The organism is Sphingopyxis sp. PAMC25046 (assembly GCF_004795895.1).
Taxonomy (GTDB): Bacteria; Pseudomonadota; Alphaproteobacteria; order Sphingomonadales; family Sphingomonadaceae; genus Sphingopyxis.
In genome coordinates, this window is record NZ_CP039250.1 from 4,395,407 (window position 1) to 4,417,007 (window position 21,601).

Consider the following 21,601-nt stretch of genomic DNA (forward strand, 5'->3'; position numbering starts at 1 on the left):
CTCTGTTTTTTCCCCGCGTCTTGCCGCTACCCACCGCAGCCTTTATGCGCCCCATCATGCCCGCCGCGCTCGACCATATCGAAAGCTGGATCTTCGATCTCGACAACACGCTCTATGCGCCGTCGGCGAAACTGTTCGACCTGATCGATGAGCGCATGGGCGCCTTCATCATGCGGCTTTTGAACGTCGATTCGATCGAGGCGCGGCGGGTGCAGAAGCAATATTTCCACGATCATGGCACGACGATGGCGGGGCTGATGCGCCACCACGGCGTGCATCCCGAGGATTTCCTGGTCGACGTCCATGATATCGCGCTCGACCGGCTGAGCGTCGACGCGCGGCTGCGCGCCGGGCTCGAGCGGCTGCCGGGGCGCAAGCTGGTCTTCACCAACGCCGATGCCGATTATGCCGCGCGCGTACTAGAAGCGCGCGGGATCGCCGACCTGTTCGACGGCATCTGCGACATCCGCGTCACGCGCTATACGCCCAAGCCCGACGCGGCGGCTTATGATATGATGGTCGCACACCTCGGCGTCGATCCGGCGAAGAGCCTGTTCGTCGAGGATATGGCGCGCAACCTGACCCCGGCGAAGCGGCTGGGAATGACGACCGTGTGGCTGGACAATGGCAGCGAAAGCGGCCATCGCGACCACCTGCCGGACCATGTCGATTTCCACGCGACCGACATCGCCGACTGGCTCGATACCTTGCCTTCACCTTGGGGAATTTCATGACGACCGACCTGCAGAGCACGATCGAAGCCGCGTGGGACGCGCGCGACACGCTGGGGCTGACCACGACCGGCGCGGTGCGCGAGGCGGTCGAGGCCGCGCTCGCCGGGCTCGACGACGGCAGCTACCGCGTCGCCGAGCGGGATGCGGGCGGCACGTGGCAGGTCAACCAGTGGCTGAAGAAGGCGGTGCTGCTGTCGTTCCGCCTAAACGACATGGAGATCATCGAGGGCGGCGCCGGCGGCGCGACCTGGTGGGACAAGGTGCCGTCGAAATTCGCGGGATGGGGCGAGAACCGCTTTCGCGATGCGGGCTTTCGCGCGGTCCCCGGATCGATCGTCCGCCGCGGCGCCTTTATCAGCAAGGGCGCGGTGCTGATGCCGAGCTTCGTCAACATCGGCGCCTATGTCGGCGAGGGATCGATGGTCGACGCCTGGGCGACGGTCGGCAGCTGCGCGCAGATCGGCGCGAACGTCCATTTGTCGGGCGGCGCGGGGATCGGCGGCGTGCTCGAACCGCTGCAGGCGGGGCCGGTGGTGATCGAGGACGGCGCCTTCATCGGCGCACGCGCCGAGGTCGCCGAAGGCGTGATCGTACGCGAGGGCGCGGTGCTGTCGATGGGCGTCTATCTCGGCGCGTCGACCAAGATCGTCGACCGCGCGACGGGCGAAGTCTTCATGGGCGAGGTTCCCGCTTATTCGGTCGTCGTGCCGGGTTCGCTGTCGGGCAAGCCGCTGCCCGACGGGACGCCGGGGCCGTCGCTTTATTGCGCCGTCATCGTCAAACGCGTCGACGCCAAGACGCGCGCCAAGACCGGGATCAACGAGCTGCTGCGCGACTGATTGTTTTCCCGGCGTCCCCGCGCAAGCGAGGTCGGCTGGTACTGTTGCGCTGGATCGATAGCGGCCCCCGCCTTCGCGGGGGCGACGGTTATTACCGCTCGCTGAGATAATAACGCTCGCGCGCGGTCAGATCGTCGGCGAGGTCGTAGACGATCGGCTGGCCGGTCGGGATTTCGAGGCCGGTGATGTCGGCGTCCGAAATGCCCGAGAGATGCTTGACGAGCGCGCGGAGGCTGTTGCCGTGCGCCGAGATCAGCACCGTTTTTCCCGCCGCGAGTTCGGGGACGATCGCGGCTTCATAATAGGGAAGCACGCGCTCGATCGTATCCTTGAGGCTTTCGGCCGACGGGATATCGATACCGGCGTAGCGCGGGTCCGTGGACAGGTCCCATTCCGATCCGGCCTCGAGCGGCGGCGGCGGGATGTCGAAGCTGCGGCGCCAGATCTTGACCTGTTCGTCGCCGTGCTTCGCCGCGGTCTCGGCCTTGTCGAGCCCGGTGAGGCCGCCGTAATGGCGTTCGTTGAGGCGCCAGTCCTTCGTGACGGGGAGCCAGAGGCGCCCCATCGCCTCGAGCGCGAGGTTGAGCGTCTTGATCGCGCGCGTCTGGAGCGAGGTGAAGCAGGTGTCGGGCGCGACGCCCTTTGTCTTCATCAGTTCGCCCGCCGCCCAGGCTTCGGCCGCACCCTTTTCGGTGACATCGACATCCCACCAGCCGGTGAAGCGGTTTTCGAGATTCCACTGCGACTGGCCGTGACGGATGAGGATGAGCTGGGGCATTTCAAGTCCTTGCGCTGGAGGAGGTGTGCCGCCCTTTAGCGCGGCTTTTCCGCAAAGGCCAACGCCCCTCTTGAAATGGTTTCGGCTGCACCCAGATTTGCCTCATCCGGCCGCCGATACGGGGCCGGGTGGCGATCGCGGCGCGCGCCGCGGTCCCTTTGCTTCGCTTTACAAGGAAGGAATGATCCATGCGTAACAGCTTTGACTGGACCCCCTATCGCCGTTCGACCGTCGGGTTCGACCGGCTGTTCGATTTCCTCGAAACCGGCGGGTCGGGCGCCGAAAATTATCCACCCTTCGACATCGAGAAGGTCGCCGACGACCATTTCCGCATCACCGTGGCAGTCGCGGGATTCAAACCGGACGAGATCGATATCACCGCGCAGCAGAATATGCTGACCGTGAGCGGCCGCAAGGCGCCGGTGGCCGAGGGCGAGGCGCGCCAATTGCTCTATAGCGGCATCGCGACGCGTGCGTTCGAGCGCCGCTTCCAGCTCGCCGATTTCGTGCGGGTGAGCGAGGCCGACCTCGCCGACGGACTGCTGACGATCGACCTGGTGCGCGAAGTGCCCGAGGCGATGAAGCCGCACAAGATCGCGATCGGCGGCACGCAGCCGGCGATCGAGGACAAGAAGGCAGCGTAAGCGCCGCCTTCCCGGCTTGACCGAATCGCGGGGTCCGGAGTCCCTTCCGGGCCCCGTTTTCGTTTCGCTATAACGCGCGCGTCATGAAGCGGCTGAACGGGTCGGGCTTATAGTCGGCGAAGGGTTCGCACTCTTCGAAACCGTGGCGCGCGTAAAGTGAAAGCGCGGGTTCGAAAGCCGGACCCGATCCGGTTTCGAGACTGAGGCGGTCGAGACCGCGGCTGCGCGCTTCGCCGATGATATGGGCGAGCATGCGTGCGGCGACGCCCTGCCGCAAGAAGGCGTCGTGGGTGCGCATCGACTTGATCTCGCCATGCCGCGCATCGAGCATCTTCAAGGCACCGCAGCCCGCGAGGTCATCGCCGCGGTGGATCGACCAGAAGGTCACCTCGCCCGCGCGCAGCCCGTCGAAATCGAGGAAGTGGCAGCTCTCGGCGGGCGAATTGGCAAGCATGCCCGCGAAATGTTGCTCGAGCAGCGCGCGGATGGCGGCGCCCGACAGATCGTCCTCGACGATCCGCCAGCCGCCGCCCGCTTCGCTCACAACATCTGGTCCAGCGTCGCGAGACAGGCGTGGGCGAGCAGTTTCGATCGTTCGGGCGACCAGCCGCGTTCGGGGTCGGGCAGGTCGCGATTGTCCTTGAACGGCATTTCGAGCGTCATTGTGACGGCCCCGAAGCGTTCGGCGAGCTGCGTCGTCGACATCGACAGATTCGCCTTGCCCGGCGCCGATTGTTCATAGCCAAGGTCGACCTGGAAATCGGGCGTGTTCGCGGCGAGCGCCGCCTCGAACGCCTTATATTTCTCGGTCTGCTCGCTCTTCAGCGACGGGATGCCTTCGAAACCCGCGAGGAAGACCGCGGGGATCGCCTCGTCGCCATGGACGTCCATCGCCCAGTCGACGCCGCTTTCGTCCATCGCATTGCGGACGGCGAGCACCTCGGGGCTGCGCTCGACGGTTGGATTGTCCCATTCGCGGTTGAGATTCACCCCGGCATAGTTGGTGCGCAGATGGCCGCGGCGCGAGCCGTCAGGGTTCATGTTCGGGACGATGTGGAAACGGCATTTGCCGAGCAGCGAGCGCGTGTGCGGGTCGGCCGTGTCGGTGAGCTTTTCGAGCGCGCCTTCCATCCACCATTCGGCCATCGATTCGCCCGGATGCTGGCGCGCATAAAGCCAGACCTGCGTGTCGCCGCTACCCATTTCGAGGCAGTCGATCGGCTGGCCTTCGAGGCTGGTGCCGAGGCAGCGGTAGGTCACGCCCTCGCACTCGGCAACCGAGGCGATCAGGTCGTGGTGGCGTTCCATCGAGTAAGGCGCGAAATAGGCGATCCAGAGGAGCGGGCTTTCGGCGGTGTGCCGGATGGTCAGGGTGCCGGCATCATAGTTGGTTTCGAGGCGGAACCAGGTTTCGCGGTCGTAGCTCGCGCAGGCGGCATAGCCCGGCCAGCCGTCGGGGTAGGCCGATTCGGCCAGCCCGGCGATCGCGAATTCGAGCGCGTCGCCGACGCTGCACGCAACGCGAAAGTGGAACCACTGGAAAAAGTCCGATTCGCGATCCTTGCGAATCGAAAGGCGCGCCGACGTGCCGTCGACATTTTCCACGACGATATTGCCGCTGTCGAAAGCGGCGTTGATGCTGATGGTCATTTGACGCTGATAGTGCGTCCCGATTCGCCGGGGAAGTCCTTGAATAGGGCTTCGGCCAATTTCGCCGCGGCGAGGCTGGGCTGGTTGGCCGGCGCCTTGACCGGAACCGCGGTCAGCGCGCGGCCTTCCCACAGCGCCTGCCCGGTGGCGGCATTGTCGATGCGGACGAACAGCTGGAGATCGGCCATCCGCTTCGGACCGCCGCCGAGATTGATGCCGATGCCGAGACCCACGCCCGAACCATAGCTGCCGGTCGAACCACCGACCCCGACCGATACGGGCGAGCGGCCGCCCTCGGGCAGCTGTTCGGCGCGGTCGAAGGATATGCGGACGAGGAGCGGCGCGCGTTCGCCCGATCCGGCGGGGACCAGCCCCTGCCGCTGGAGCTGCTGGTCGACCGCGGCGCGGTAGCTGTTCCATTCGAGCGAGGGCATCGCCGCGCCCGGGGGCCGTGTCCGGGGAGCATCGAACGTCCCCGGCGCATCGAGCGGGGCGGTCGCAATGGCGTAGCGCGTGCCCGGCGCCCAGCTTGGCGCCGCGTTGGTATGAAAGCGCGTGACTTCGACCGGTGGAACCGCGGTGGCACAGCCGCCGAGAGCGAGCGCCGCTGCGGCGAGCAGGGCGGCAGAAACATGACGCGTCATACCGGCATCATGCGCCAGTAAATATGGCTTGGCAATGAACGGGATGCCTGCGCATCCCGCCCGGACAATCAACGATAGAAGATATGATTGTCGATCTGCGCGACGCGCGTCTTGCGCCAGCCGGGCGAGACGTAGCGCGCGTGGAAAAAGAGCGCGCCGGGGGCGTGGTTCTTCCAGCTGCCGTCGCGCGCGATCTGGGCGATCGCGACGGCGTTGTTCCACTGGGCGCCCTGGCGGATCGCCGGCATCCGGCCGCCGCGCACGAAGCTGAACTGGCTTTTCTGAAGGACGACGCCGCACAGGCTCTTGGGGAAGCGGCCCGACTGGGCGCGATTGATCACGACATGCGCGACCGCGAGCTGGCCGGGGAGCGATTCGCCGCGCGATTCGAAATAGACCGCGCCGGCGAGGCAGCGAAGTTCTGGATCGATTTCGGCCAGCTTGGGCGTCGCGGCGACGAGTTCGGACAGCGAAGCGGCGGTCACCGGCGCCGGGCTCGCCTCGGCTTCGGTTTCGGTCTCGATCGTTTTACCGTCTTCGACCGGAGTTTCGATTTCGGTCGGAAGATTCGCCTGTTCCTCGACCGCCGGCGCATCGGCGCCCGGGAGGATGATGGCGGGGATATTGGCGTCGGCGGCAAGATCGCTTGCGAAGCCCGGTTCCGCCAGAAGCAGCATGGAGGCGGCAGTCATGCCGACGGCAGCCATGCCGGCCACGTTCAAAATGCGACTCATAGTGTCCGTCAAAAGGGCGGCCGATGAACCGAACCTCTCAAAACAGGCGGGGGACTATGGTCCAATATCGCCTGCGGTCATCGTCCGACTGCGTGTCCGAACCGTTTTACCGGAGCTTCGCCCAAGGCGATGCAACCCGCGGAACGACCTACGCGTTATCGAATGGGCGCCAGTTATTGTGCGCCGCAACAGAGTCAAGTTAACGCGGCCCACTCCGCGACGAGTCGTGGCGCATCTGCGATATCCAGTTCGATGATCCACAGATCGGGATCGGCCCTTCGCCGCCGCTCCTGATAATTGGTGCGCGATTCACCATCTTTTGCGTCGGTCGGGCCGACATCCTCCCAGATATAGTGGCCGTCGGGGCCGAAGCGCCGTTCGAGCAGGGGGCCGGGCTCACCGCGATCGCTGCACTGGACGAGAATGATTCCCGACGTGTCGTCGCCCTTGGCGAGAATTGCGGCGAAACCCCCGGCGGCTTCGGCGCGGCGAATCAACAGGTCGACGAGAAAGCGGCTTTTGAGGCGAGTCATGGGAATCTATTGTCTGTTTCGGCAAAGCCGAAACGAGGCGGCACCGGCCCGCTCCCCCACCCGGCCTCCCATAGGATACTAAAGTAGGGAGGCCGGGTGGGGGAGCGGGCCGGTGCCGAATCCACGTTAGTGAATCAACCTACGCCGCGTCACGCGTTTCGGTGTCGGCGAGCAGCGCGTAGAGCGCCTCGTCATTCTTTGCACCGCGCAGCCGGTCGGCGATCGCCTCGTTGCGTAGCATCCGCGACACGCCCGCGAGCGCTTTCAGATGGTCGGCCCCGGCGTCGAGCGGCGAGAGCAGGACGAAAAGCAGGTCGACCGGAAGCCCGTCGACCGCGTTGAAATCGATCGGCCTCGCCAGTTGCAGGAAAAGGCCGCGCACGCCGCCGAGGTCGGCCATCTTGGCATGCGGCAGCGCGATCCCGCGTCCGAAACCCGTCGAACCCAGACGCTCGCGTTCGAGCAAAGCCTCGCTGACTTCGCCGGCGTCGAGGCCGAGCGAACGGCTGGCGAGATCGCCGACGAAGGGGAAAAGTGCCTTTTTCGAATCGAGCTGAACATGCGCGCGCACGGTCGCCGGATAGAGAAGGGAAGAAAGATTCATCGTCTGGCCAAATCTTGTTAAACGCCGGCCGCCGCCAGGAACTTGGCTGGCAAGCGGTCGCGGATCTGTCGTGGCAGGCCCCCCGCCATCCCGGCTTCGGGCATCGTTGGGCGCGGCCCTTAAGCCGGATGGCGGAGAAAATCCAGCCCTATCGTGGTTCAACCCAGCCGATCGTCCCGTCGTCGCGGCGATAGACCATATTATGCGTGCCCGTCTTGCTGTTGACGAAGAGCAGCGCGTTGGTGTTGCGAAGGTCGAGCATCATCACCGCGTCGGACACGCTGCTGCTGGGAATGTCGACGCGCGTTTCGGCGATGATCGCGGGCGCGTCGCCCGCATCCTCTTCGCTGCCGGCGTCGAACACGGTGTAGGCCGCATTATCCTCGATTTCGTCGATCGTCGGCGACGGCGCCGCGACGCCGTTATTATGATCCTTCAACCGCCGCATATAACGCCTGAGCTGCTTTTCGATGCGTTCGGCTGCCCCCTCGAACGCGACATGCGCGTCCTGCGCCTGGCCGTGCCCCTTGAGCACGAGGCCCTGCATCACATGCGCGACGATGTCGCATTGAAAACTGTCGTGCGGACCTTTCCCGAAGGTCGCGTGCGCCCCGATCGCGCGCGAGAAATATTTGTCGGCAATCGCGTTCATCCGGTCCGACACATGCGCCTGGAGCGCTTCGCCGGTTTCGATCTGGTGGCCAGAGACGCGGATTTCCATTTTTCTTCTCCTTCTTGGCCGGTGCGACGACAATGGGAGAGTCGTTACACCGTATCGAGCCACAGCGGCTGGTTCAGCCCTGCGACAAATTCGGCGTGCCGCGCGAGTTCGGCGGCCGACGCCATATGGGGACGGGGTTCGCGAAAGGGACGGTCGGGACCGCGCGACGCGGCGGGCGCCGCCACATCGAGCGACACCGATACAGCGGCCGACGCGAGGCCGAGGCCGATCTGCCGTCCGCCCGTCATTTCGATATAGAGATGCGCGAGCAGTTCGGCGTCGAGCAGCGCGCCATGCTTGACGCGGTGGCTGCGATCGATGCCGTAACGCGTGCAGAGCGCATCGAGGCTGTGCTTCGCGCCCGGATGGAGTTTGCGCGCCATCTGCACGGTGCAGCACATGCGCGCCATGTCGAGCGCGGGGCGGCCGGCGCGGGCGAGTTCGGCGTTGACGAAGCCGAAGTCGAAGGCGGCATTGTGCGCGACCAGCGGCGCGTCGCCCAGAAATTCGATCAGTTCGTCGACGCGCGTCGCGAACAGCGGCTTGTCCGAGAGGAACTGGATCGAGAGCCCGTGCACCGCTTCGGCGGCGGCGGGCATATCGCGCTCGGGATTGAAATAGGCGTGAAAGGTGACGCCGGTTTCGCGGCGGTCGACCAACTCGACACATCCGATTTCGACCAGCCTGTCCCCGCTTCTGGGATCGAAACCCGTGGTTTCGGTATCGAAAATAATCTCGCGCATCGAATGGATAATCTGGACCCTATCGGGCGTGGAAACAAGAGGTGATGAAACGAATTTGGCGGTGCGTCTCGCTTTTGGGGCGGCCCGTTTCGATGATGAAATCGGCGCGCGACCGCTTGACCCGGTCGGGAACCTGAAGGCGGCGAATCGCCTTCAGTTTCGCCGCCGTCATGCCGGGGCGCCGCATTACGCGCTTGCGCTGTATCCACGCGGGCGCCGAAACGACCGCGATCGCGCCGACCTTGCGCCAGCCACCCTTTTCGAAGAGCAAGGGAATGTCGAGCACGACGAAATCGCGCGCCCGGTGGCGGGCGAGGAAGCGTTTCTGGGCCTTGCCGACCGCCGGATGGACGATCGCTTCGAGCGCAGCGAGTTCATGGGTGTTGCCGAGCACGCGCGCGCCGAGTTTCTGGCGGTCGACGCCGTTCGGGCCGGTGGTGCCGGGAAAGCGTGCCTCGATCGCGGCAACGAGCGCGCCGCCGGGACCTTGCAGCCGGTGCACCTCGGCATCGGCGTCGAACACAGGAACGCCTTCGCGTTCGAACATCGTCGCCGCGGTCGACTTGCCCATGCCGATCGAGCCGGTGAGTCCGAGGATGAAAGGTCGGCGCAGCCGCGAGCCGGGGCGCGGGCGGTAGATCATCTCATAATTATCCGGCCACCAGCAGCGCGCGCAATTCCTCGTCGCGGCCCTCGGGCGGGGACGCGCCGAAGAAGAGTTCAAAGGCGAGCGCAGCCTGACCGATGAGCATGTCGAGCCCGTCGACGGTGTCGAGCCCGTGCGCCGCCGCGGCTTTGAGAAGCCCGGTGTGGAGCGGCGAATAGACAAGGTCGTAGACGATCGCGTCGGCAGGAAGCGGCGACAGGTCGAGATCGAGCGGCGGCTGGCCCGCCATGCCGAGGCTGCTCGAATTGACGAGCAGCGACACAGGCGGCAGCGGCGCGTCGAGCGCCACGACATCGCCCTTGAGGCCGAAGGTCGCGAGCAGGCCCATCGCCTTTAACGGGCTGCGATTGAGGATCGTCACCGGGCCGACATTGGCGCGGGCAAGCGCGAACAGCACCGCGCGCGCCGCCCCGCCGGCACCGACCACCGCGACGGGCGCGCCTTCGAGATCGAGTTCGGCGAGCGGCGAATAAAAGCCCGCGGCATCGGTATTGGTGCCGATCAGCGACCCGTCGGGCTGGCGCACGACGGTGTTCATCGCGCCGATCGTGCCGCGAATGTCGCCGGGGTCGTCGACGAGATCCATCACCGCGCCCTTGTGCGGCATCGTGACGTTGCAGCCGCGCCAGTCGGGATCGGCGCGGCGGTTCTCGATATAGGCGCCAAGCTCGTCGGGTTTCACATGCGCGCGGCGGTAGTCGCCCGGAATATCCAGTGCGTCGAGCCAGAAGCCGTGGATCAGCGGCGATTTCGACTGGGCGATCGGATCGCCAATGACTTCGGCGTAAGGAATATTGCTCATGACGGGGCGAGCCCGGTGGCGCGGAGCCACGCCAGCAAAGGAAGCATCGGTATGCCGGTGATGGTCCAGGGGTCGCCTTCGACCCGGTCGAACAATTGCACGCCCGCTCCCTCGATTTCGTAACAGCCGACGGTCCAGCGGATGCTGTCCCAGTTTTGCGCGACATAGTCGGCGATGAAGGCGTCCGACAAGGGGCGCATCCAGAGCTTCGCCTCACCGATCGCACGCCAGATGGGCGCGCCGTCGCGCGCGGCAACTGCGGCACTGAACAGGCGGTGCCGCGTGCCCGCCATACAGCGGAGATGATCGGCGGCCTCTTCGGGGCTTTCGGGTTTCGCGAGCATCGCGCCATCGTCGAGCGCAAGCGTCGAATCGGCGCCGATCACGGTCACGCCGGGCAGGCGGGACGAGATTTTGACCGCCTTCGCCTCGGCGAGCGCGTCGGCGATGTTGCGCGGCGTCTGCCCGGCGGCGAGCAGCGATGCGGTCAGCGCCTCCTCGTCGACATGCGCCGCACTGGTTTCGAAGGTCAGTCCGGCGGCGCGGAGCATCGCGGCGCGGCCGCTGCTTTGCGAGGCGAGGAGCAGGCTCATGCGTCTGTCCGATCTTCGACGAGCTTGATCACCGCGGCGGCGGTTTCCTCGATCGAGCGGCGCGTCACATCGATCACCGGCCAGCCATTGTCGGCGAACATCCGCCGCGCATAGGCGAGTTCGGCCTTGACGCGTTCGTCGTCGACATAGGAGGTTTCGGGCGCTTGATTCAGCGATAGCAGCCGGTTGCGGCGCACCTGGACGAGCCGGTCGAGCCCGGTCGTCAGCCCGACGATCATCGGGCGTTTCAAGTTGAACAGCGCGTTCGGCGGCGGCGATTCGGGAACGATCGGGATATTCGCGGTCTTGAAACCACGGTTGGCGAGATAGATGCTCGTCGGCGTTTTCGACGTGCGCGACACGCCCGCGAGGACGATGTCGGCCTGCTCCCAATTTTCCCAGCCGATGCCGTCGTCGTGTGCGACGGTAAATTGAATCGCTTCGACGCGCGCGAAATAGGCGGCATCGAGGACATGCTGGCGGCCCGGGCGCGCCTTCGCTTCCTGCCCGAGCATCCGCGACAGCGCGTCGGTTACCGCGTCGAGCGCAGCGACGGTCGGAAGACCCTGCGCCCCCGCGCGGCGTTCGAGACTGGCGCGCAGTTCGCCATTGACGAGGGTGAAGAGGATCATTCCGGGGCTAGCCTGCACTTCGGCCATGATTCGGTCGAGATGCGATTCCGACCGCACCATCGGCCAGAAATGGCGCACCACCTCGACATCGTCGAACTGCGCGATCGCCGCCTTGGCGATATTTTCGAGCGTCTCGCCCGTGGAATCGGATATGAGGTGAAGATGAAGCCGGCCCATCGCGCCACCATGGCGGGAATCCGCGAAAAAAGGCAATGCCGGATCACACGCGCGATGACGAAAAGCACCCTGTGGATAAATTTGGCAAAAGCCCCGGGATGATTTCGGCAGGGGGGATTCATCCCCGACCGTGTCGATTCCGCTCCACCGCTTATCCACACGGGACGAATCTTATCCACAGGCTGTGAATTAGGGGAACAACGCGAGGCGACTCCGTAACCACAACTGCGATGCATGGAGTCAAGCTGTTGGCAAAAAGGACGCCCCGGCCTAAAGCCGCCTTGTCCGCCGACCTACAAACCACCACAATCATATCTAAAACTATATGAAGAGAGAAAGAGGGGCCGCGTGAAGGCGTCACCGAAGAAGCTGCTCGCGACGCTGCGCGGGGTGCGACAGGAACGCCCGCCGCTCTGGCTGATGCGCCAGGCCGGGCGCTATCTGCCCGAATATCGCGCACTCCGCGAGACCAAGGGCGGTTTCCTCGAGCTTTGCTACGATCCCGAGGCGGCGGCCGAAGTGACGTTGCAGCCGATCCGGCGCTTCGGCTTCGACGGGTCGATCCTCTTTTCCGACATCCTCGTGATTCCGCATGCGCTCGGCCAGCATCTCTGGTTCGAGGCGGGCGAGGGGCCGCGGCTGGCGCCGCCGCTGGTCGACAGCGCGCTGGCGTCGCTCGAAGCGGCGCCGCAGCGCCTCGATCCGGTTTATGCAACCGTCGCGCGCGTCGCGGCGGCGCTACCGCCCAAGACGACTTTCCTGGGCTTCGCCGGAAGCCCATGGACCGTCGCGACCTATATGGTGGCGGGGCAGGGGTCGAAGGACCAGGCTGCAGCGCGGCGCATGGCGTTCGGCGATCCCGAAGCCTTTCAGGCGATTGTCGACGCGATCGTCGAGCTGACCGTTACCTATCTGTCGGGGCAGATCGAAAATGGCGTCGACGCGGTGCAATTGTTCGACAGCTGGGCGGGCAGTCTTTCCCCCGCCCAATATGAGCAATGGGTGATCGCGCCCAACGCCGAGATCGTGCGGCGGATCAAGGCGCTGCATCCCGATACGCCGGTCATCGGCTTTCCGAAGGGTGCCGGCGGCAAGCTTCGCGCCTATGCCGACGAGACGGGAGTCGACGCGATCGGTCTCGACGAGACGGTCGATCCGCTGTGGGCCGACGCCGCGCTGCCGGCGCATCTTCCGGTGCAAGGCAATCTCGATCCCCTCGCGCTCGTTGCTGGAGGCAACGCGCTCGATACGGCGATCGACCGCATCCTTGCGGCTTTCCCCGATCGTCCCCATATCTTCAATCTCGGCCATGGCATCGTGCCCGACACGCCGATCGCGCATGTCGAACATCTGATCAAACGCGTTCGCGGCGGATAATTTATGGAACTGGCAGGTTTTTTGGGGGCGACGATGCTTTGGATCAAAGCCGCGCATATCATTTTCGTGATCTTCCTGATGGCCGGCCTGTTCATGATGCCGCGCTTTTTCGTCTATCATCACCAGGCATTGGTCGGGTCCGACGAAGACAAGAAGTGGATCGAGCGCGAGGACCGGCTGCGCCGGATCATCCTGAACCCGTCGCTGATCATCGTCTGGATATTCGGCCTGATGCTCGCCTTCAACGGCGATTATTGGCGCGAGGGCTGGTTTATCGCCAAATTGCTGCTCGTGATCGCGCTGTCGGGCTATCACGGCTGGATGATCGGCTATTTCAAGAAGCTCAAGAAGGGCGAGCGTCCGCTCAGCGAAAAACAGCTCAGGATGCTCAACGAGGTGCCCGGCGTCGCCGCGGCGATCATCGTCATCCTCGTCGTTGTGCGTCCCTGACTTCATCGTTCCGGCTCAGCCCGATTGACTTGATCCGAAGCCGGTTATAGGGGCGATTCAACCCCGTTCCATACGGGCGGCGCGTCCCCCGCGCCGATGCTATCGAAACGGTCGTCCCACGGCCGGATAGGCACCCCAGCGGTGCGACAGATTACGCCCGATTTCTCCTGAAGACCTATCTGGAATCCATCCAATGCACCTTAAAGAACTCAAAACAAAGGCGCCCGCCCAGCTCGTCGAAATGGCGGAAGAACTGGGCGTCGAAGGCGCGTCGACGCTGCGCAAGCAGGACTTGATGTTTTCGATCCTGAAGGAACTCGCCGAAGAGGGCGAGGAAATCATCGGGTCGGGGACGATCGAGGTTCTCCCCGACTCGTTCGGTTTCCTGCGCTCGTCCGACGCGAACTATCTCGCGGGCCCCGACGACATTTACGTCTCGCCGAACCAGGTCCGCAAATATGGCCTGCGCACCGGCGACACGGTCGAAGGCGAGATCCGCGCCCCGCGCGACGGCGAGCGCTATTTCGCGCTGACCAAGCTGATCAAGGTCAATTTCGACGACCCCGAAGCGGTGCGTCACCGCGTCAATTTCGACAACCTCACCCCGCTCTATCCGAACCAGAAGCTGTCGCTCGACACCGTCGACCCGACCGTCAAGGACAAGTCGGCGCGCGTCATCGACCTCGTTAGTCCGCAAGGCAAGGGACAGCGCGCACTGATCGTCGCGCCGCCGCGTACCGGTAAAACGGTGCTGCTCCAGAATATCGCCAAGGCGATCACCGACAATCATCCCGAAGTTTACCTGATTGTCCTCCTCGTCGACGAACGTCCCGAGGAAGTCACCGACATGCAGCGCAGCGTGAAGGGCGAAGTCGTCTCCTCGACCTTCGACGAGCCCGCGACGCGCCACGTCCAGGTCGCCGAAATGGTGATCGAAAAGGCCAAGCGCCTCGTCGAGCACAAGAAGGACGTCGTCATCCTGCTCGACTCGATCACGCGCCTCGGTCGCGCTTACAACACCGTCGTTCCCTCGTCGGGTAAGGTGCTGACCGGCGGTGTCGACGCCAATGCGCTGCAGCGCCCGAAGCGCTTCTTCGGCGCCGCGCGCAACATCGAGGAAGGTGGTTCGCTGTCGATCATCGCGACCGCGCTGATCGACACCGGCAGCCGCATGGACGAGGTGATCTTCGAGGAATTCAAGGGCACGGGCAATTCGGAAATCGTGCTCGACCGTAAGGTCGCCGACAAGCGTATCTTCCCCTCGCTCGACGTCGGCAAGTCGGGCACCCGCAAGGAAGAATTGCTCGTCGAGAAGGACAAGCTGTCGAAAATGTGGGTGCTGCGCCGCATCCTCATGCAGATGGGCACCGTCGACGCGATGGAATTCCTGCTCGACAAGATCAAGGATTCGAAGACCAACGAGGATTTCTTCGACAGCATGAACCAGTAGAGCCGGATCATGGCCGTTATCGAGCACGCCTTGCTGCCCGTCAGGGCGGGCAACGAGGAGGCGTTCGAGGCGGCCGTGGCCGAAGCCAAACCGCTGATCACCGCCTCGCCGGGCTTTATTTCCCTCGAAATTTTCCGACCGACGGCAACCAGACAGGCCTATCTGCTTTTGGTAAAGTGGAGGTCGATCGCGGATCACCGCGACGGCTTTCGGCAATCGGATCGCTATCGGCAGTGGCGGGCGTTGCTGCATCGCTTTTATGACCCTATGCCAGAGGTCAGCTATTTCGGAGAGCCGTTGTGATTTTGGAATTTCTGACTCAGGCCGCGGCGCACGCCGGCGGTTTCGGCGGTCCCGCCGGAATGTGGGATGCGATCGTCAAGGATTTTTCAAATATTACCGAGCCCGCAGCCTTCGCGGCGTTCCTGCAGGTGCTGATGATCGACCTTGTCCTGGCGGGCGACAATGCGATCGTCGTGGGCGCGCTCGCCGCGGGGCTGCCCGCCGACCAGCGCAAGAAGGTCATTCTGATCGGCGTGCTCGCCGCGCTCGTTCTCCGCATTGCTTTCGCGCTCGTCGTGACGCAGCTGATGCAGATCGTCGGGCTGATCTTTGTCGGCGGGCTGCTCCTGATCTGGGTGGCATGGAAAATGTGGCGCGAGCTGCGCCACTCGGGCCAGTCGCAGGGTTCGCCCGAGATTGCGGGTGATGAACATTCGGGCCTGAAGCCTGCCAAAAGCTTCGCGGGTGCCGCATGGGCGGTGGCCGTCGCCGACGTCAGCATGAGCCTCGACAATGTGCTTGCGGTCGCGGGTGCCGCGCGCGAGCACCCCGGAATTCTGATCGTCGGTTTGATCTTTGCCGTCGCGTTGATGGGTCTCGCGGCGAATATCATCGCCAAATATATCGAGCGTTACCGCTGGATCGCCTATCTTGGCCTCGCGGTAATCGTCTATGTCGCGGTCAAGATGATCTACGACGGCTGGGTCGACCCGAGCGTCGGCGTCGGAACCTTGTTCGGCTGACCGGTTCTCAGCATAAAATGAAAGGGCCAGCCTCGTGAGGGGCTGGCTTTTTCGTACCGGCTTCCCATCTCGCGATCATGCCTCAGCTCCATATGACCCGCGTTGCCGTCGGCTGCTCCGATTATCCAGCGCTTGAGGCGCGGATTGCGAATTACGCCGCCGATGGCGAGATTCGTTTCGCGACGCGCTTCCGGCCCAAGCGCGCCGACGAGCTGATTGGCGGCAAGCTGCATTTCATCGTCAAACATACGCTCATCGCGCGCGTCGAAATCCTGCGCTTCGAGGATCGGAGCGACGGACGCGTCGATATCGTCTGCGTTGCAGAACTTGAGCGGGTGCACCCGAAGCCGAAGCGGGCACACCAGGGGTGGCGTTACCTGGCCGGCACCGATGCGCCCAAGGGAATAGACGATGCGAGCGGAGTCGGCGCGCTGCCGCCCGAGCTGTATCGCGAACTCGCCGAGCTCAGCCTGATCTAGGGGTCAGGACCTTAGCTTGCCGCCTGCGCCGCGAGCATTTCGGCCATTTTTTCCCAGACCTTGTTGATCGCCTTGAGCGGCCTGACCATCACCTTGAAATCGCTGATCTTTCCATCATCGTTCCAACGAATGATGTCGACGCCGTTGATCTGGATGCCGTCGAGGATGCTCTGGAATTCGAGGACGGCCTGATCGCCGTCGACGATCTCGCGCAGATAGCTGAAATCGTCGCCGCCGAGGACGTGACTTGCGGCGTGAAGATAGGCGAAGACCTTGTCGCGCCCTTCCTGCGGCGTGTGGACGACGGGCGAATGGAACACCGCATCCTCGGCGAGCAGGTCGCGCAAGGCCTGCGGGTCGCCGCCGCCGGCCATATAGGCGTGCCAGGCGGCGAGACCCGCATGTCCCGTCATGCGAGCTTCTCGGCGAAGAAGGCGCGCGTGCGGCCGTCGGCGAGCTGCGCGCCGTCATCGTCGCGCCGGTTGCCCATCGTCGCGGCAAAGCCATGGTCGAGCCCAGGATAGTCGTGGAGGGTGACCTTCGGGTGCGGGTCGAGCGCCTCGTGCACCTTCTTCTGCGCCGCACGGTCGACAAAATGATCCTCGGTCGGGATGTGCAGCATCAGCGGGTTGGCAATTGCGTGCGCCTCATTCAGCATCTGATCAATCATGACGCCATAATAGCCGACCGAGGCGTCGATATCGGTGCGCGTCGCCGCCATATAGGCGAGGCGGCCGCCGAGGCAGAAGCCGACGCAGCCGATCCGTTCGGCGCCTTCGCCGCGCAGCCAGTGAATCGCCGCCTCGATATCCTTGACCCCATCGTCGGCTTCATATTGGCTGAAATAGCCGAGTGCCTGCTGGAATTCGGCCTCGACATCGGGGCTGAGTTCGACCCCGGGGGCGAAGCGCCAGAAGATGTCGGGCGCGATGGCGAGATAGCCTTCGGCCGCCCAGTCGTCGCATTTCTTGCGGATGCCTTCGTTGACACCGAAGATTTCGGGAATGACGATGATAGCGCGGATGCTGTCGGCCTCGGGACGCGCGACATAGGCGGGAAGGGTGCCGGCGCCGTCGAGCGTCGGGATATCGGTGTTGGTCGCGGCCATGCGGGGAGCTCTCCTGTCTCTTGCTTCTTTGCTGTGAAAGCGCGAAGCTAGCGGGGCTGCGAGCATGGCTCAAGCGGCTAACGGGCATTTCGGGGCGGAGACAGGCGATGAAGTTCAATATCGAGATCGATTGCACCCCCGAAGAGGCGCGGCGCTTGTTCGGCCTCCCCGATCTCGAACCGCTCCACGATATCTACCTCGGCCGCGTCAAGGAACTGATGGCGAAGGGGATCACGCCCGACATGGTGCAGTCGATGGTCAAGACCTGGGTGCCGATGGGCGAGAGCGGGCTGGGGCTGGTCCAGTCGTTGCTTGGTCAGTTCGGGGGCGGGTTGATGGGCGGCGCGAAGCCGGACGATGCAACTGCTGACGATGAAAAGCCCGCCAAGGGGCGCAAGAGCTGAACCAAAATTCTGTGAGCGATACGATTTTCGCGCTGTCGAGCGGGATTCCGCCGGCGGCGATCGGCGTGGTGCGCGTGAGCGGGCCGGCGGCGGGGCCGGCGCTGGCGGCGCTGGCGGGGCGCCTACCGACGCCGCGCCGCGCATCGCTTGCCCTGTTGAAGGACGCTGCCGGAGCGCCGCTCGATCGGGCGCTGCTCCTTTGGTTTCCAGGGCCGGCGACGGCGACGGGCGAAGATCTGGCCGAGCTGCATCTGCACGGCGGACGCGCGGTGGTTGCGGCGGTCGAGGCGGCGCTTGCGGCGCTGCCGGGGCTCCGCCGCGCCGAAGCGGGCGAGTTTACGCGGCGCGCGTTCGAGAATGGACGGATCGACCTCGCCGAGGCCGAGGGGCTCGCCGACCTGCTCGCGGCCGAGACCGAGAGCCAGCGGGTGCAGGCGCTCGGCATGGCGAGCGGGCATGTGTCGCGCGCGGTGGCGGGCTGGCAGGATCGGCTGCTTGGGCTGATGGCGGGGGCGGAGGCCGAGCTGAATTTTGCCGACGAGGATGATGTGGAAGTTGGCGAAGGTGCCGCGCGGCGTTTGATTTCGGGGATGGGGGAGCTTTCGGGCGAGTTGGCGGAGTGGCTGGCGCGGCCGGCGGCGGAGGTGATCGCCGAGGGGGTGTCGGTGGTGATCGCTGGACCGCCAAATGCTGGAAAGTCTACTTTAATCAATGCTTTGGCTCAGCGCGAGCTGGCGATCGTGTCGCCCGTCGAAGGAACGACGCGCGATGTGATCGAGACGCCGCTGGCGCTCGACGGCATCGCGATGCGTTTTTCGGATACGGCGGGGATCCGCGGGGAAGGTGCCGATGCGATCGAGGCGATCGGGATCGGCCGCGCGAAGGCGGCGGTCGAGGCGGCGGATATCCTGCTGTGGCTCGGGCCGCCAAAGGAAGCTCCGGAGCATCCGCGAACAATCCTGATCGCGGCGCAGGCCGATCGCTGGCGCGGCGATGCGGCGGCCGAGGCCGAGGCGGCGCATTGCGACCTCGCGCTGTCGGCGGCGACGGGCGAGGGGATGGAAAAGCTGCATCGCATGATCGTCGAGATGGCGCGGACGCTATTGCCGCGCGAGGGCGAGGCGGCGCTGCGCCAGCGCCAGCGCGCCGCACTTGCCGAAGCAAAACAATGGCTTGCCGTCGAAGAGCGGTCGCGTGAGGCCGGCGACCTGATCCTGCTCGCCGAGCGGCTGCGGCTCGCCGCGACCGCGCTCGACCGCATTACGGGGCGCGCGGGGGTCGAGGAGATGCTCGACGCGCTGTTCGGACGTTTTTGCATCGGGAAATGATGTTTCACGTGAAACATCGAGCGGCAAGCAGCGCGGTGGATTCGATGCGCGCTTTGCGCTATGCGCGCCGCCATCATGCAGCATAGCGCAACTTTCGATGTCATCGTCGTCGGCGGGGGGCACGCCGGGACCGAGGCCGCCGCGGCCGCGGCGCGGCTCGGCGCGCGCGTCGCGCTGGTCAGTTTCGACCCCGCGCTGATCGGGACGATGTCGTGCAACCCGGCGATCGGCGGGCTCGGCAAGGGGCATCTGATGCGCGAGGTCGACGCGCTCGACGGCTGGATGGCGCGCGCGGCCGACAGCGCGGCGATCCATTACCGGATGCTCAATGCGTCTAAGGGTGCGGCGGTGCAGGGGCCGCGCATCCAGGCCGATCGCAAATTATATCGCGACGCGATCCAGAATTTGCTCGCCGCCGAGGATGGCATCGCCGTCGTCGCGGGCGAGGCGGCGGCGCTGCGGCTGTCGGACGAGGGACGCGTCGCGGGTCTCGAACTCGCCGACGGGTCGGTGCTGACGGCGGGCGCGGTCGTGCTCGCGACGGGGACCTTCCTCGGCGGACGCCTGTTCCGCGGTGAGGAGCGGATGGAGGGCGGGCGCATCGGCGAGGCCGGCGCGAACCGGCTCGCCGAGCAATTGCGCGCCGCCGACCTGCCGATGGCGCGGCTCAAGACGGGGACGCCGCCGCGGCTCGACGGCCGGACGATCGACTGGGCGCGGCTCGCCGATCAGGCGTCGGACAGTGCCGAGGGCGCAAGCTGGACCTGTTCCACGTGGAACAGCACCCGCACGGTGCCGCAGATTTTCTGCGCGATCACGCGCACCAATAGCGAAAGCCACGCGATCATCGCGGCAAATCTCGATCGCTCGCCGCTGTTCACGGGCGCGATCGGGGCGGCGGGGCCGCGCTATTGCCCGTCGATCGAGGACAAGATCCATCGCTTCGCCGATCGCGACGGGCATCAGGTGTTCCTCGAACCCGAAGGGCTCGACACCTATCTTGTCTATCCGAATGGCATTTCGACCTCGCTGCCCGCCGACGTCCAGCTCGCGATGCTGCGCACGATGGAAGGGCTCGAGACGGTCGAGATGGTCGTCCCCGGCTATGCGGTCGAATATGACCATATCGATCCGCGCGCGCTCGACCGGACGTTGCAGGTGCGCGCGATGCCGGGCGTTTGGTGCGCCGGGCAGATCAACGGCACCACCGGATATGAGGAAGCGGCGGCGCAGGGACTGGTTGCGGGGGCCAATGCGGCACTCAGCATTCAGGGGCGCGATCCGCTGATTCTCGACCGGTCCGAATCCTATATCGGGGTGATGGTCGACGATCTGGTGCTGCAGGGGGTGAGCGAGCCGTATCGGATGCTCACCGCGCGCGCCGAATATCGGCTGCGGCTGCGCGCCGACAATGCCGCGACGCGGCTGACGCCGAAGGGGATCGAACTGGGGCTGGTTCGTCCGGCGACGGCGGAATTGTTCGCGGCGCGGATGGCCGAGCGGGCGCGGGCCGAAGCCTTGCTGGACGCCGCGGTGAGCACCGCCGATTATTCGGCGGTCGGACTGGCGTTGCCCGGCGACGGAATGGCGCGCAAGCGGATCGACCTGCTGCGCTATCCCGAGATGACGATGGCGCGGCTTGCTTTACTCGCGCCCGAACTCGACGCGATCGACCCGGCGATTCTGTCGGAGGTTGCCGAGGATGCGCATTATGCGCCCTATATCGCGCGGCAGGATGCCGAACTGCGTGCGCTCGCGGCGAACGAGGCGATCCTGCTCGACCCCGCGCTCGATTATGGCGCGATTGGTGGGTTATCGCGCGAAATGGTCGAGCGGTTGACCAAAGCGCGCCCCGAGACGTTGGGGCAGGCGGGGCGGATCGACGGCGTGACCCCGGCGGCGCTGACCGCGATCATGGTGCATAGCCGGCGGCGCGCGGCTTGAGCTTTCGAGTTCGGTGCTAGAGCCTACGTTAGGGGTGGAGAACGACGTTGCTCCCGACCGCGAAAAATTGCATCCACCGACGATGAATTGGTCAAATATCGCACGAGATTTTGAGCCGGGCGGCGGATTGCGCGACATTTACATTCTTGGAGGCTCTCTCCCGGTATGGGATGCTGTTTGGACTTTGCTGATAGCCGATGCCGATTTGCTGGAGTTCAGTATTGATGGCGAACGAGCCGCGGCACCGGGCGATCTGCGAGAAATATTCGGCCGCTCGTCGTCCCACGGATTCCTGGCCACATACAAGTTGGGCGGGATGGCCCTGAACTGCCATTTCTTCGGACTGGACGAGGTGGAATTTGACCTTGATCCGCGAGACGTAGTTTCTGCAATCGACGCAAAACTGCTCGAAGATTTTCTCGCTCGAATGGGACGCGTGACCCGCCAAGAAGTTATCCTTACTCCCGAAAATCACAGGGAATCAGTGATTGCCCGATATGACCCTCATATTGATCGCGTAACTTGGTCTAGAGATAGCTAG

The 21,601-nt window shown here is 64.9% G+C and carries 28 protein-coding genes; 13 read left to right on the forward strand and 15 right to left on the reverse strand.

All coding sequences use genetic code 11. The features are described from left to right. Positions 1–56 precede the first annotated feature (56 nt). Both E5675_RS20835 and dapD read left to right on the forward strand, forming a co-directional pair. Complete coding sequence (locus tag E5675_RS20835; protein ID WP_136176171.1) at positions 57–734, forward strand: pyrimidine 5'-nucleotidase; 678 nt, start codon at positions 57–59, stop codon at positions 732–734. Next, the gene (dapD, locus tag E5675_RS20840) at positions 731–1,573 is read left to right on the forward strand and encodes a 2,3,4,5-tetrahydropyridine-2,6-dicarboxylate N-succinyltransferase (RefSeq protein WP_136176172.1); all 843 of its coding nucleotides are present in this window, start codon (positions 731–733) and stop codon (positions 1,571–1,573) included. The genes E5675_RS20835 and dapD overlap by 4 nt, the downstream gene beginning before the upstream one ends. Positions 1,574–1,664: 91 nt before the next feature. Here dapD and gpmA read toward each other — a convergent pair whose 3' ends face one another. Further along, positions 1,665–2,351: a 2,3-diphosphoglycerate-dependent phosphoglycerate mutase gene (gpmA, locus tag E5675_RS20845; protein WP_136176173.1), complete on the reverse strand. Its 687-nt coding sequence runs from the start codon at positions 2,349–2,351 to the stop codon at positions 1,665–1,667. A 188-nt stretch (positions 2,352–2,539) separates the two neighbouring features. Here gpmA and E5675_RS20850 point away from each other — a divergent pair, with 188 nt between their 5' ends. Beyond that, positions 2,540–2,995, forward strand: coding sequence for an Hsp20 family protein (locus tag E5675_RS20850; RefSeq protein WP_136176174.1), 456 nt, complete (start codon positions 2,540–2,542; stop codon positions 2,993–2,995). A gap of 67 nt (positions 2,996–3,062) precedes the next feature. Here the strand turns inward: E5675_RS20850 and E5675_RS20855 are convergent, their stop codons facing one another. The 12 genes from E5675_RS20855 to E5675_RS20910 all read right to left on the reverse strand — a co-directional run bounded on the left by E5675_RS20855 (position 3,063) and on the right by E5675_RS20910 (position 11,495). Further along, entirely contained in the window at positions 3,063–3,539 is a 477-nt protein-coding gene (locus tag E5675_RS20855) for a GNAT family N-acetyltransferase (protein WP_210727578.1), read from the reverse strand. Then, complete coding sequence (locus tag E5675_RS20860; protein ID WP_136176175.1) at positions 3,536–4,645, reverse strand: M14-type cytosolic carboxypeptidase; 1,110 nt, start codon at positions 4,643–4,645, stop codon at positions 3,536–3,538. The genes E5675_RS20855 and E5675_RS20860 overlap by 4 nt, the downstream gene beginning before the upstream one ends. Next, complete coding sequence (locus tag E5675_RS20865) at positions 4,642–5,289, reverse strand: DUF4136 domain-containing protein (RefSeq protein ID WP_136176176.1); 648 nt, start codon at positions 5,287–5,289, stop codon at positions 4,642–4,644. The genes E5675_RS20860 and E5675_RS20865 overlap by 4 nt, the downstream gene beginning before the upstream one ends. A gap of 68 nt (positions 5,290–5,357) precedes the next feature. After that, entirely contained in the window at positions 5,358–5,981 is a 624-nt protein-coding gene (locus E5675_RS20870) for a cell wall hydrolase (protein WP_247594714.1), read from the reverse strand. A gap of 236 nt (positions 5,982–6,217) precedes the next feature. Then, positions 6,218–6,556, reverse strand: coding sequence for a DUF1491 family protein (locus tag E5675_RS20875; protein WP_136176178.1), 339 nt, complete (start codon positions 6,554–6,556; stop codon positions 6,218–6,220). 139 nt (positions 6,557–6,695) lie between these two features. Then, a complete protein-coding gene (locus tag E5675_RS20880; RefSeq protein WP_037557497.1) occupies positions 6,696–7,160 on the reverse strand; it encodes a PTS sugar transporter subunit IIA in 465 nt (154 codons plus the stop codon). Between the two features lie 148 nt (positions 7,161–7,308). Continuing rightward, on the reverse strand, positions 7,309–7,881 hold the full coding sequence (raiA, locus tag E5675_RS20885; protein WP_037557496.1) for a ribosome-associated translation inhibitor RaiA: 573 nt from the start codon (positions 7,879–7,881) through the stop codon (positions 7,309–7,311). A gap of 44 nt (positions 7,882–7,925) precedes the next feature. Continuing rightward, positions 7,926–8,624 (reverse strand): DNA polymerase III subunit epsilon, encoded by a 699-nt coding sequence (gene dnaQ / locus E5675_RS20890; protein WP_136176179.1) that lies wholly within the window; start codon positions 8,622–8,624, stop codon positions 7,926–7,928. Positions 8,625–8,643: 19 nt separating this feature from the next. Continuing rightward, entirely contained in the window at positions 8,644–9,267 is a 624-nt protein-coding gene (gene coaE, locus E5675_RS20895) for a dephospho-CoA kinase (protein WP_136176180.1), read from the reverse strand. 7 nt (positions 9,268–9,274) lie between these two features. Further along, positions 9,275–10,093, reverse strand: coding sequence for a shikimate dehydrogenase (gene aroE / locus E5675_RS20900; RefSeq protein WP_210727579.1), 819 nt, complete (start codon positions 10,091–10,093; stop codon positions 9,275–9,277). After that, positions 10,090–10,686, reverse strand: a complete 597-nt coding sequence (locus E5675_RS20905; protein ID WP_136176181.1) for a Maf family protein — start codon at positions 10,684–10,686, stop codon at positions 10,090–10,092. Before E5675_RS20905 ends, aroE begins: the two co-directional genes overlap by 4 nt. Then, entirely contained in the window at positions 10,683–11,495 is an 813-nt protein-coding gene (locus E5675_RS20910; protein ID WP_037557493.1) for a pyruvate, water dikinase regulatory protein, read from the reverse strand. The genes E5675_RS20905 and E5675_RS20910 overlap by 4 nt, the downstream gene beginning before the upstream one ends. 348 nt (positions 11,496–11,843) lie before the next feature. On the opposite strand from E5675_RS20910, the gene hemE reads away from it, so the two are divergent. From hemE to E5675_RS20940, 6 genes are all read left to right on the forward strand, one after another. Next, on the forward strand, positions 11,844–12,872 hold the full coding sequence (gene hemE / locus E5675_RS20915) for a uroporphyrinogen decarboxylase (protein ID WP_136176182.1): 1,029 nt from the start codon (positions 11,844–11,846) through the stop codon (positions 12,870–12,872). A 3-nt stretch (positions 12,873–12,875) separates the two neighbouring features. Further along, positions 12,876–13,322, forward strand: coding sequence for a CopD family protein (locus tag E5675_RS20920; protein ID WP_136176183.1), 447 nt, complete (start codon positions 12,876–12,878; stop codon positions 13,320–13,322). 193 nt (positions 13,323–13,515) lie between these two features. After that, a complete protein-coding gene (gene rho, locus E5675_RS20925) occupies positions 13,516–14,772 on the forward strand; it encodes a transcription termination factor Rho (protein WP_136176184.1) in 1,257 nt (418 codons plus the stop codon). 9 nt (positions 14,773–14,781) lie between these two features. After that, on the forward strand, positions 14,782–15,075 hold the full coding sequence (locus E5675_RS20930) for an antibiotic biosynthesis monooxygenase (protein ID WP_136176185.1): 294 nt from the start codon (positions 14,782–14,784) through the stop codon (positions 15,073–15,075). After that, positions 15,075–15,797, forward strand: coding sequence for a TerC family protein (locus E5675_RS20935; RefSeq protein WP_136176609.1), 723 nt, complete (start codon positions 15,075–15,077; stop codon positions 15,795–15,797). Before E5675_RS20930 ends, E5675_RS20935 begins: the two co-directional genes overlap by 1 nt. A 92-nt stretch (positions 15,798–15,889) precedes the next feature. Next, positions 15,890–16,276 (forward strand): DUF1489 domain-containing protein, encoded by a 387-nt coding sequence (locus E5675_RS20940; protein WP_247594715.1) that lies wholly within the window; start codon positions 15,890–15,892, stop codon positions 16,274–16,276. Between the two features lie 11 nt (positions 16,277–16,287). Here E5675_RS20940 and E5675_RS20945 read toward each other — a convergent pair whose 3' ends face one another. After that, complete coding sequence (locus tag E5675_RS20945) at positions 16,288–16,689, reverse strand: nuclear transport factor 2 family protein (protein WP_136176187.1); 402 nt, start codon at positions 16,687–16,689, stop codon at positions 16,288–16,290. Continuing rightward, positions 16,686–17,384, reverse strand: coding sequence for a dienelactone hydrolase family protein (locus E5675_RS20950; protein WP_136176188.1), 699 nt, complete (start codon positions 17,382–17,384; stop codon positions 16,686–16,688). The genes E5675_RS20945 and E5675_RS20950 overlap by 4 nt, the downstream gene beginning before the upstream one ends. A 107-nt stretch (positions 17,385–17,491) precedes the next feature. Here E5675_RS20950 and E5675_RS20955 point away from each other — a divergent pair, with 107 nt between their 5' ends. The 4 genes from E5675_RS20955 (at position 17,492) to E5675_RS20970 (ending at position 21,601) form a co-directional block, all read left to right on the forward strand. After that, positions 17,492–17,788 (forward strand): DUF6489 family protein, encoded by a 297-nt coding sequence (locus E5675_RS20955; RefSeq protein WP_136176189.1) that lies wholly within the window; start codon positions 17,492–17,494, stop codon positions 17,786–17,788. A gap of 11 nt (positions 17,789–17,799) precedes the next feature. After that, entirely contained in the window at positions 17,800–19,116 is a 1,317-nt protein-coding gene (gene mnmE / locus E5675_RS20960; protein ID WP_136176190.1) for a tRNA uridine-5-carboxymethylaminomethyl(34) synthesis GTPase MnmE, read from the forward strand. Positions 19,117–19,191: 75 nt separating this feature from the next. Beyond that, on the forward strand, positions 19,192–21,060 hold the full coding sequence (mnmG, locus tag E5675_RS20965) for a tRNA uridine-5-carboxymethylaminomethyl(34) synthesis enzyme MnmG (RefSeq protein WP_136176191.1): 1,869 nt from the start codon (positions 19,192–19,194) through the stop codon (positions 21,058–21,060). A 34-nt stretch (positions 21,061–21,094) separates the two neighbouring features. Beyond that, complete coding sequence (locus E5675_RS20970) at positions 21,095–21,601, forward strand: hypothetical protein (protein WP_247594716.1); 507 nt, start codon at positions 21,095–21,097, stop codon at positions 21,599–21,601.

What these genes read in the sequence shown, in the direction of transcription:
- E5675_RS20835 (WP_136176171.1), top strand. Translation starts at nt 57, where the DNA reads ATGCCCGCCGCGCTCGACCATATCGAAAGCTGGATCTTCGATCTCGAC.
- dapD (WP_136176172.1), top strand. Translation starts at nt 731, where the DNA reads ATGACGACCGACCTGCAGAGCACGATCGAAGCCGCGTGGGACGCGCGC.
- gpmA (WP_136176173.1), bottom strand. Translation starts at nt 2,351, where the DNA reads ATGCCCCAGCTCATCCTCATCCGTCACGGCCAGTCGCAGTGGAATCTC.
- E5675_RS20850 (WP_136176174.1), top strand. Translation starts at nt 2,540, where the DNA reads ATGCGTAACAGCTTTGACTGGACCCCCTATCGCCGTTCGACCGTCGGG.
- E5675_RS20860 (WP_136176175.1), bottom strand. Translation starts at nt 4,645, where the DNA reads ATGACCATCAGCATCAACGCCGCTTTCGACAGCGGCAATATCGTCGTG.
- E5675_RS20865 (WP_136176176.1), bottom strand. Translation starts at nt 5,289, where the DNA reads ATGACGCGTCATGTTTCTGCCGCCCTGCTCGCCGCAGCGGCGCTCGCT.
- E5675_RS20870 (WP_247594714.1), bottom strand. Translation starts at nt 5,981, where the DNA reads ATGACTGCCGCCTCCATGCTGCTTCTGGCGGAACCGGGCTTCGCAAGC.
- E5675_RS20875 (WP_136176178.1), bottom strand. Translation starts at nt 6,556, where the DNA reads ATGACTCGCCTCAAAAGCCGCTTTCTCGTCGACCTGTTGATTCGCCGC.
- E5675_RS20880 (WP_037557497.1), bottom strand. Translation starts at nt 7,160, where the DNA reads ATGAATCTTTCTTCCCTTCTCTATCCGGCGACCGTGCGCGCGCATGTT.
- raiA (WP_037557496.1), bottom strand. Translation starts at nt 7,881, where the DNA reads ATGGAAATCCGCGTCTCTGGCCACCAGATCGAAACCGGCGAAGCGCTC.
- dnaQ (WP_136176179.1), bottom strand. Translation starts at nt 8,624, where the DNA reads ATGCGCGAGATTATTTTCGATACCGAAACCACGGGTTTCGATCCCAGA.
- coaE (WP_136176180.1), bottom strand. Translation starts at nt 9,267, where the DNA reads ATGATCTACCGCCCGCGCCCCGGCTCGCGGCTGCGCCGACCTTTCATC.
- aroE (WP_210727579.1), bottom strand. Translation starts at nt 10,093, where the DNA reads ATGAGCAATATTCCTTACGCCGAAGTCATTGGCGATCCGATCGCCCAG.
- E5675_RS20905 (WP_136176181.1), bottom strand. Translation starts at nt 10,686, where the DNA reads ATGAGCCTGCTCCTCGCCTCGCAAAGCAGCGGCCGCGCCGCGATGCTC.
- E5675_RS20910 (WP_037557493.1), bottom strand. Translation starts at nt 11,495, where the DNA reads ATGGGCCGGCTTCATCTTCACCTCATATCCGATTCCACGGGCGAGACG.
- E5675_RS20920 (WP_136176183.1), top strand. Translation starts at nt 12,876, where the DNA reads ATGGAACTGGCAGGTTTTTTGGGGGCGACGATGCTTTGGATCAAAGCC.
- rho (WP_136176184.1), top strand. Translation starts at nt 13,516, where the DNA reads ATGCACCTTAAAGAACTCAAAACAAAGGCGCCCGCCCAGCTCGTCGAA.
- E5675_RS20930 (WP_136176185.1), top strand. Translation starts at nt 14,782, where the DNA reads ATGGCCGTTATCGAGCACGCCTTGCTGCCCGTCAGGGCGGGCAACGAG.
- E5675_RS20940 (WP_247594715.1), top strand. Translation starts at nt 15,890, where the DNA reads ATGACCCGCGTTGCCGTCGGCTGCTCCGATTATCCAGCGCTTGAGGCG.
- E5675_RS20945 (WP_136176187.1), bottom strand. Translation starts at nt 16,689, where the DNA reads ATGACGGGACATGCGGGTCTCGCCGCCTGGCACGCCTATATGGCCGGC.
- E5675_RS20950 (WP_136176188.1), bottom strand. Translation starts at nt 17,384, where the DNA reads ATGGCCGCGACCAACACCGATATCCCGACGCTCGACGGCGCCGGCACC.
- E5675_RS20955 (WP_136176189.1), top strand. Translation starts at nt 17,492, where the DNA reads ATGAAGTTCAATATCGAGATCGATTGCACCCCCGAAGAGGCGCGGCGC.
- mnmG (WP_136176191.1), top strand. Translation starts at nt 19,192, where the DNA reads ATGCAGCATAGCGCAACTTTCGATGTCATCGTCGTCGGCGGGGGGCAC.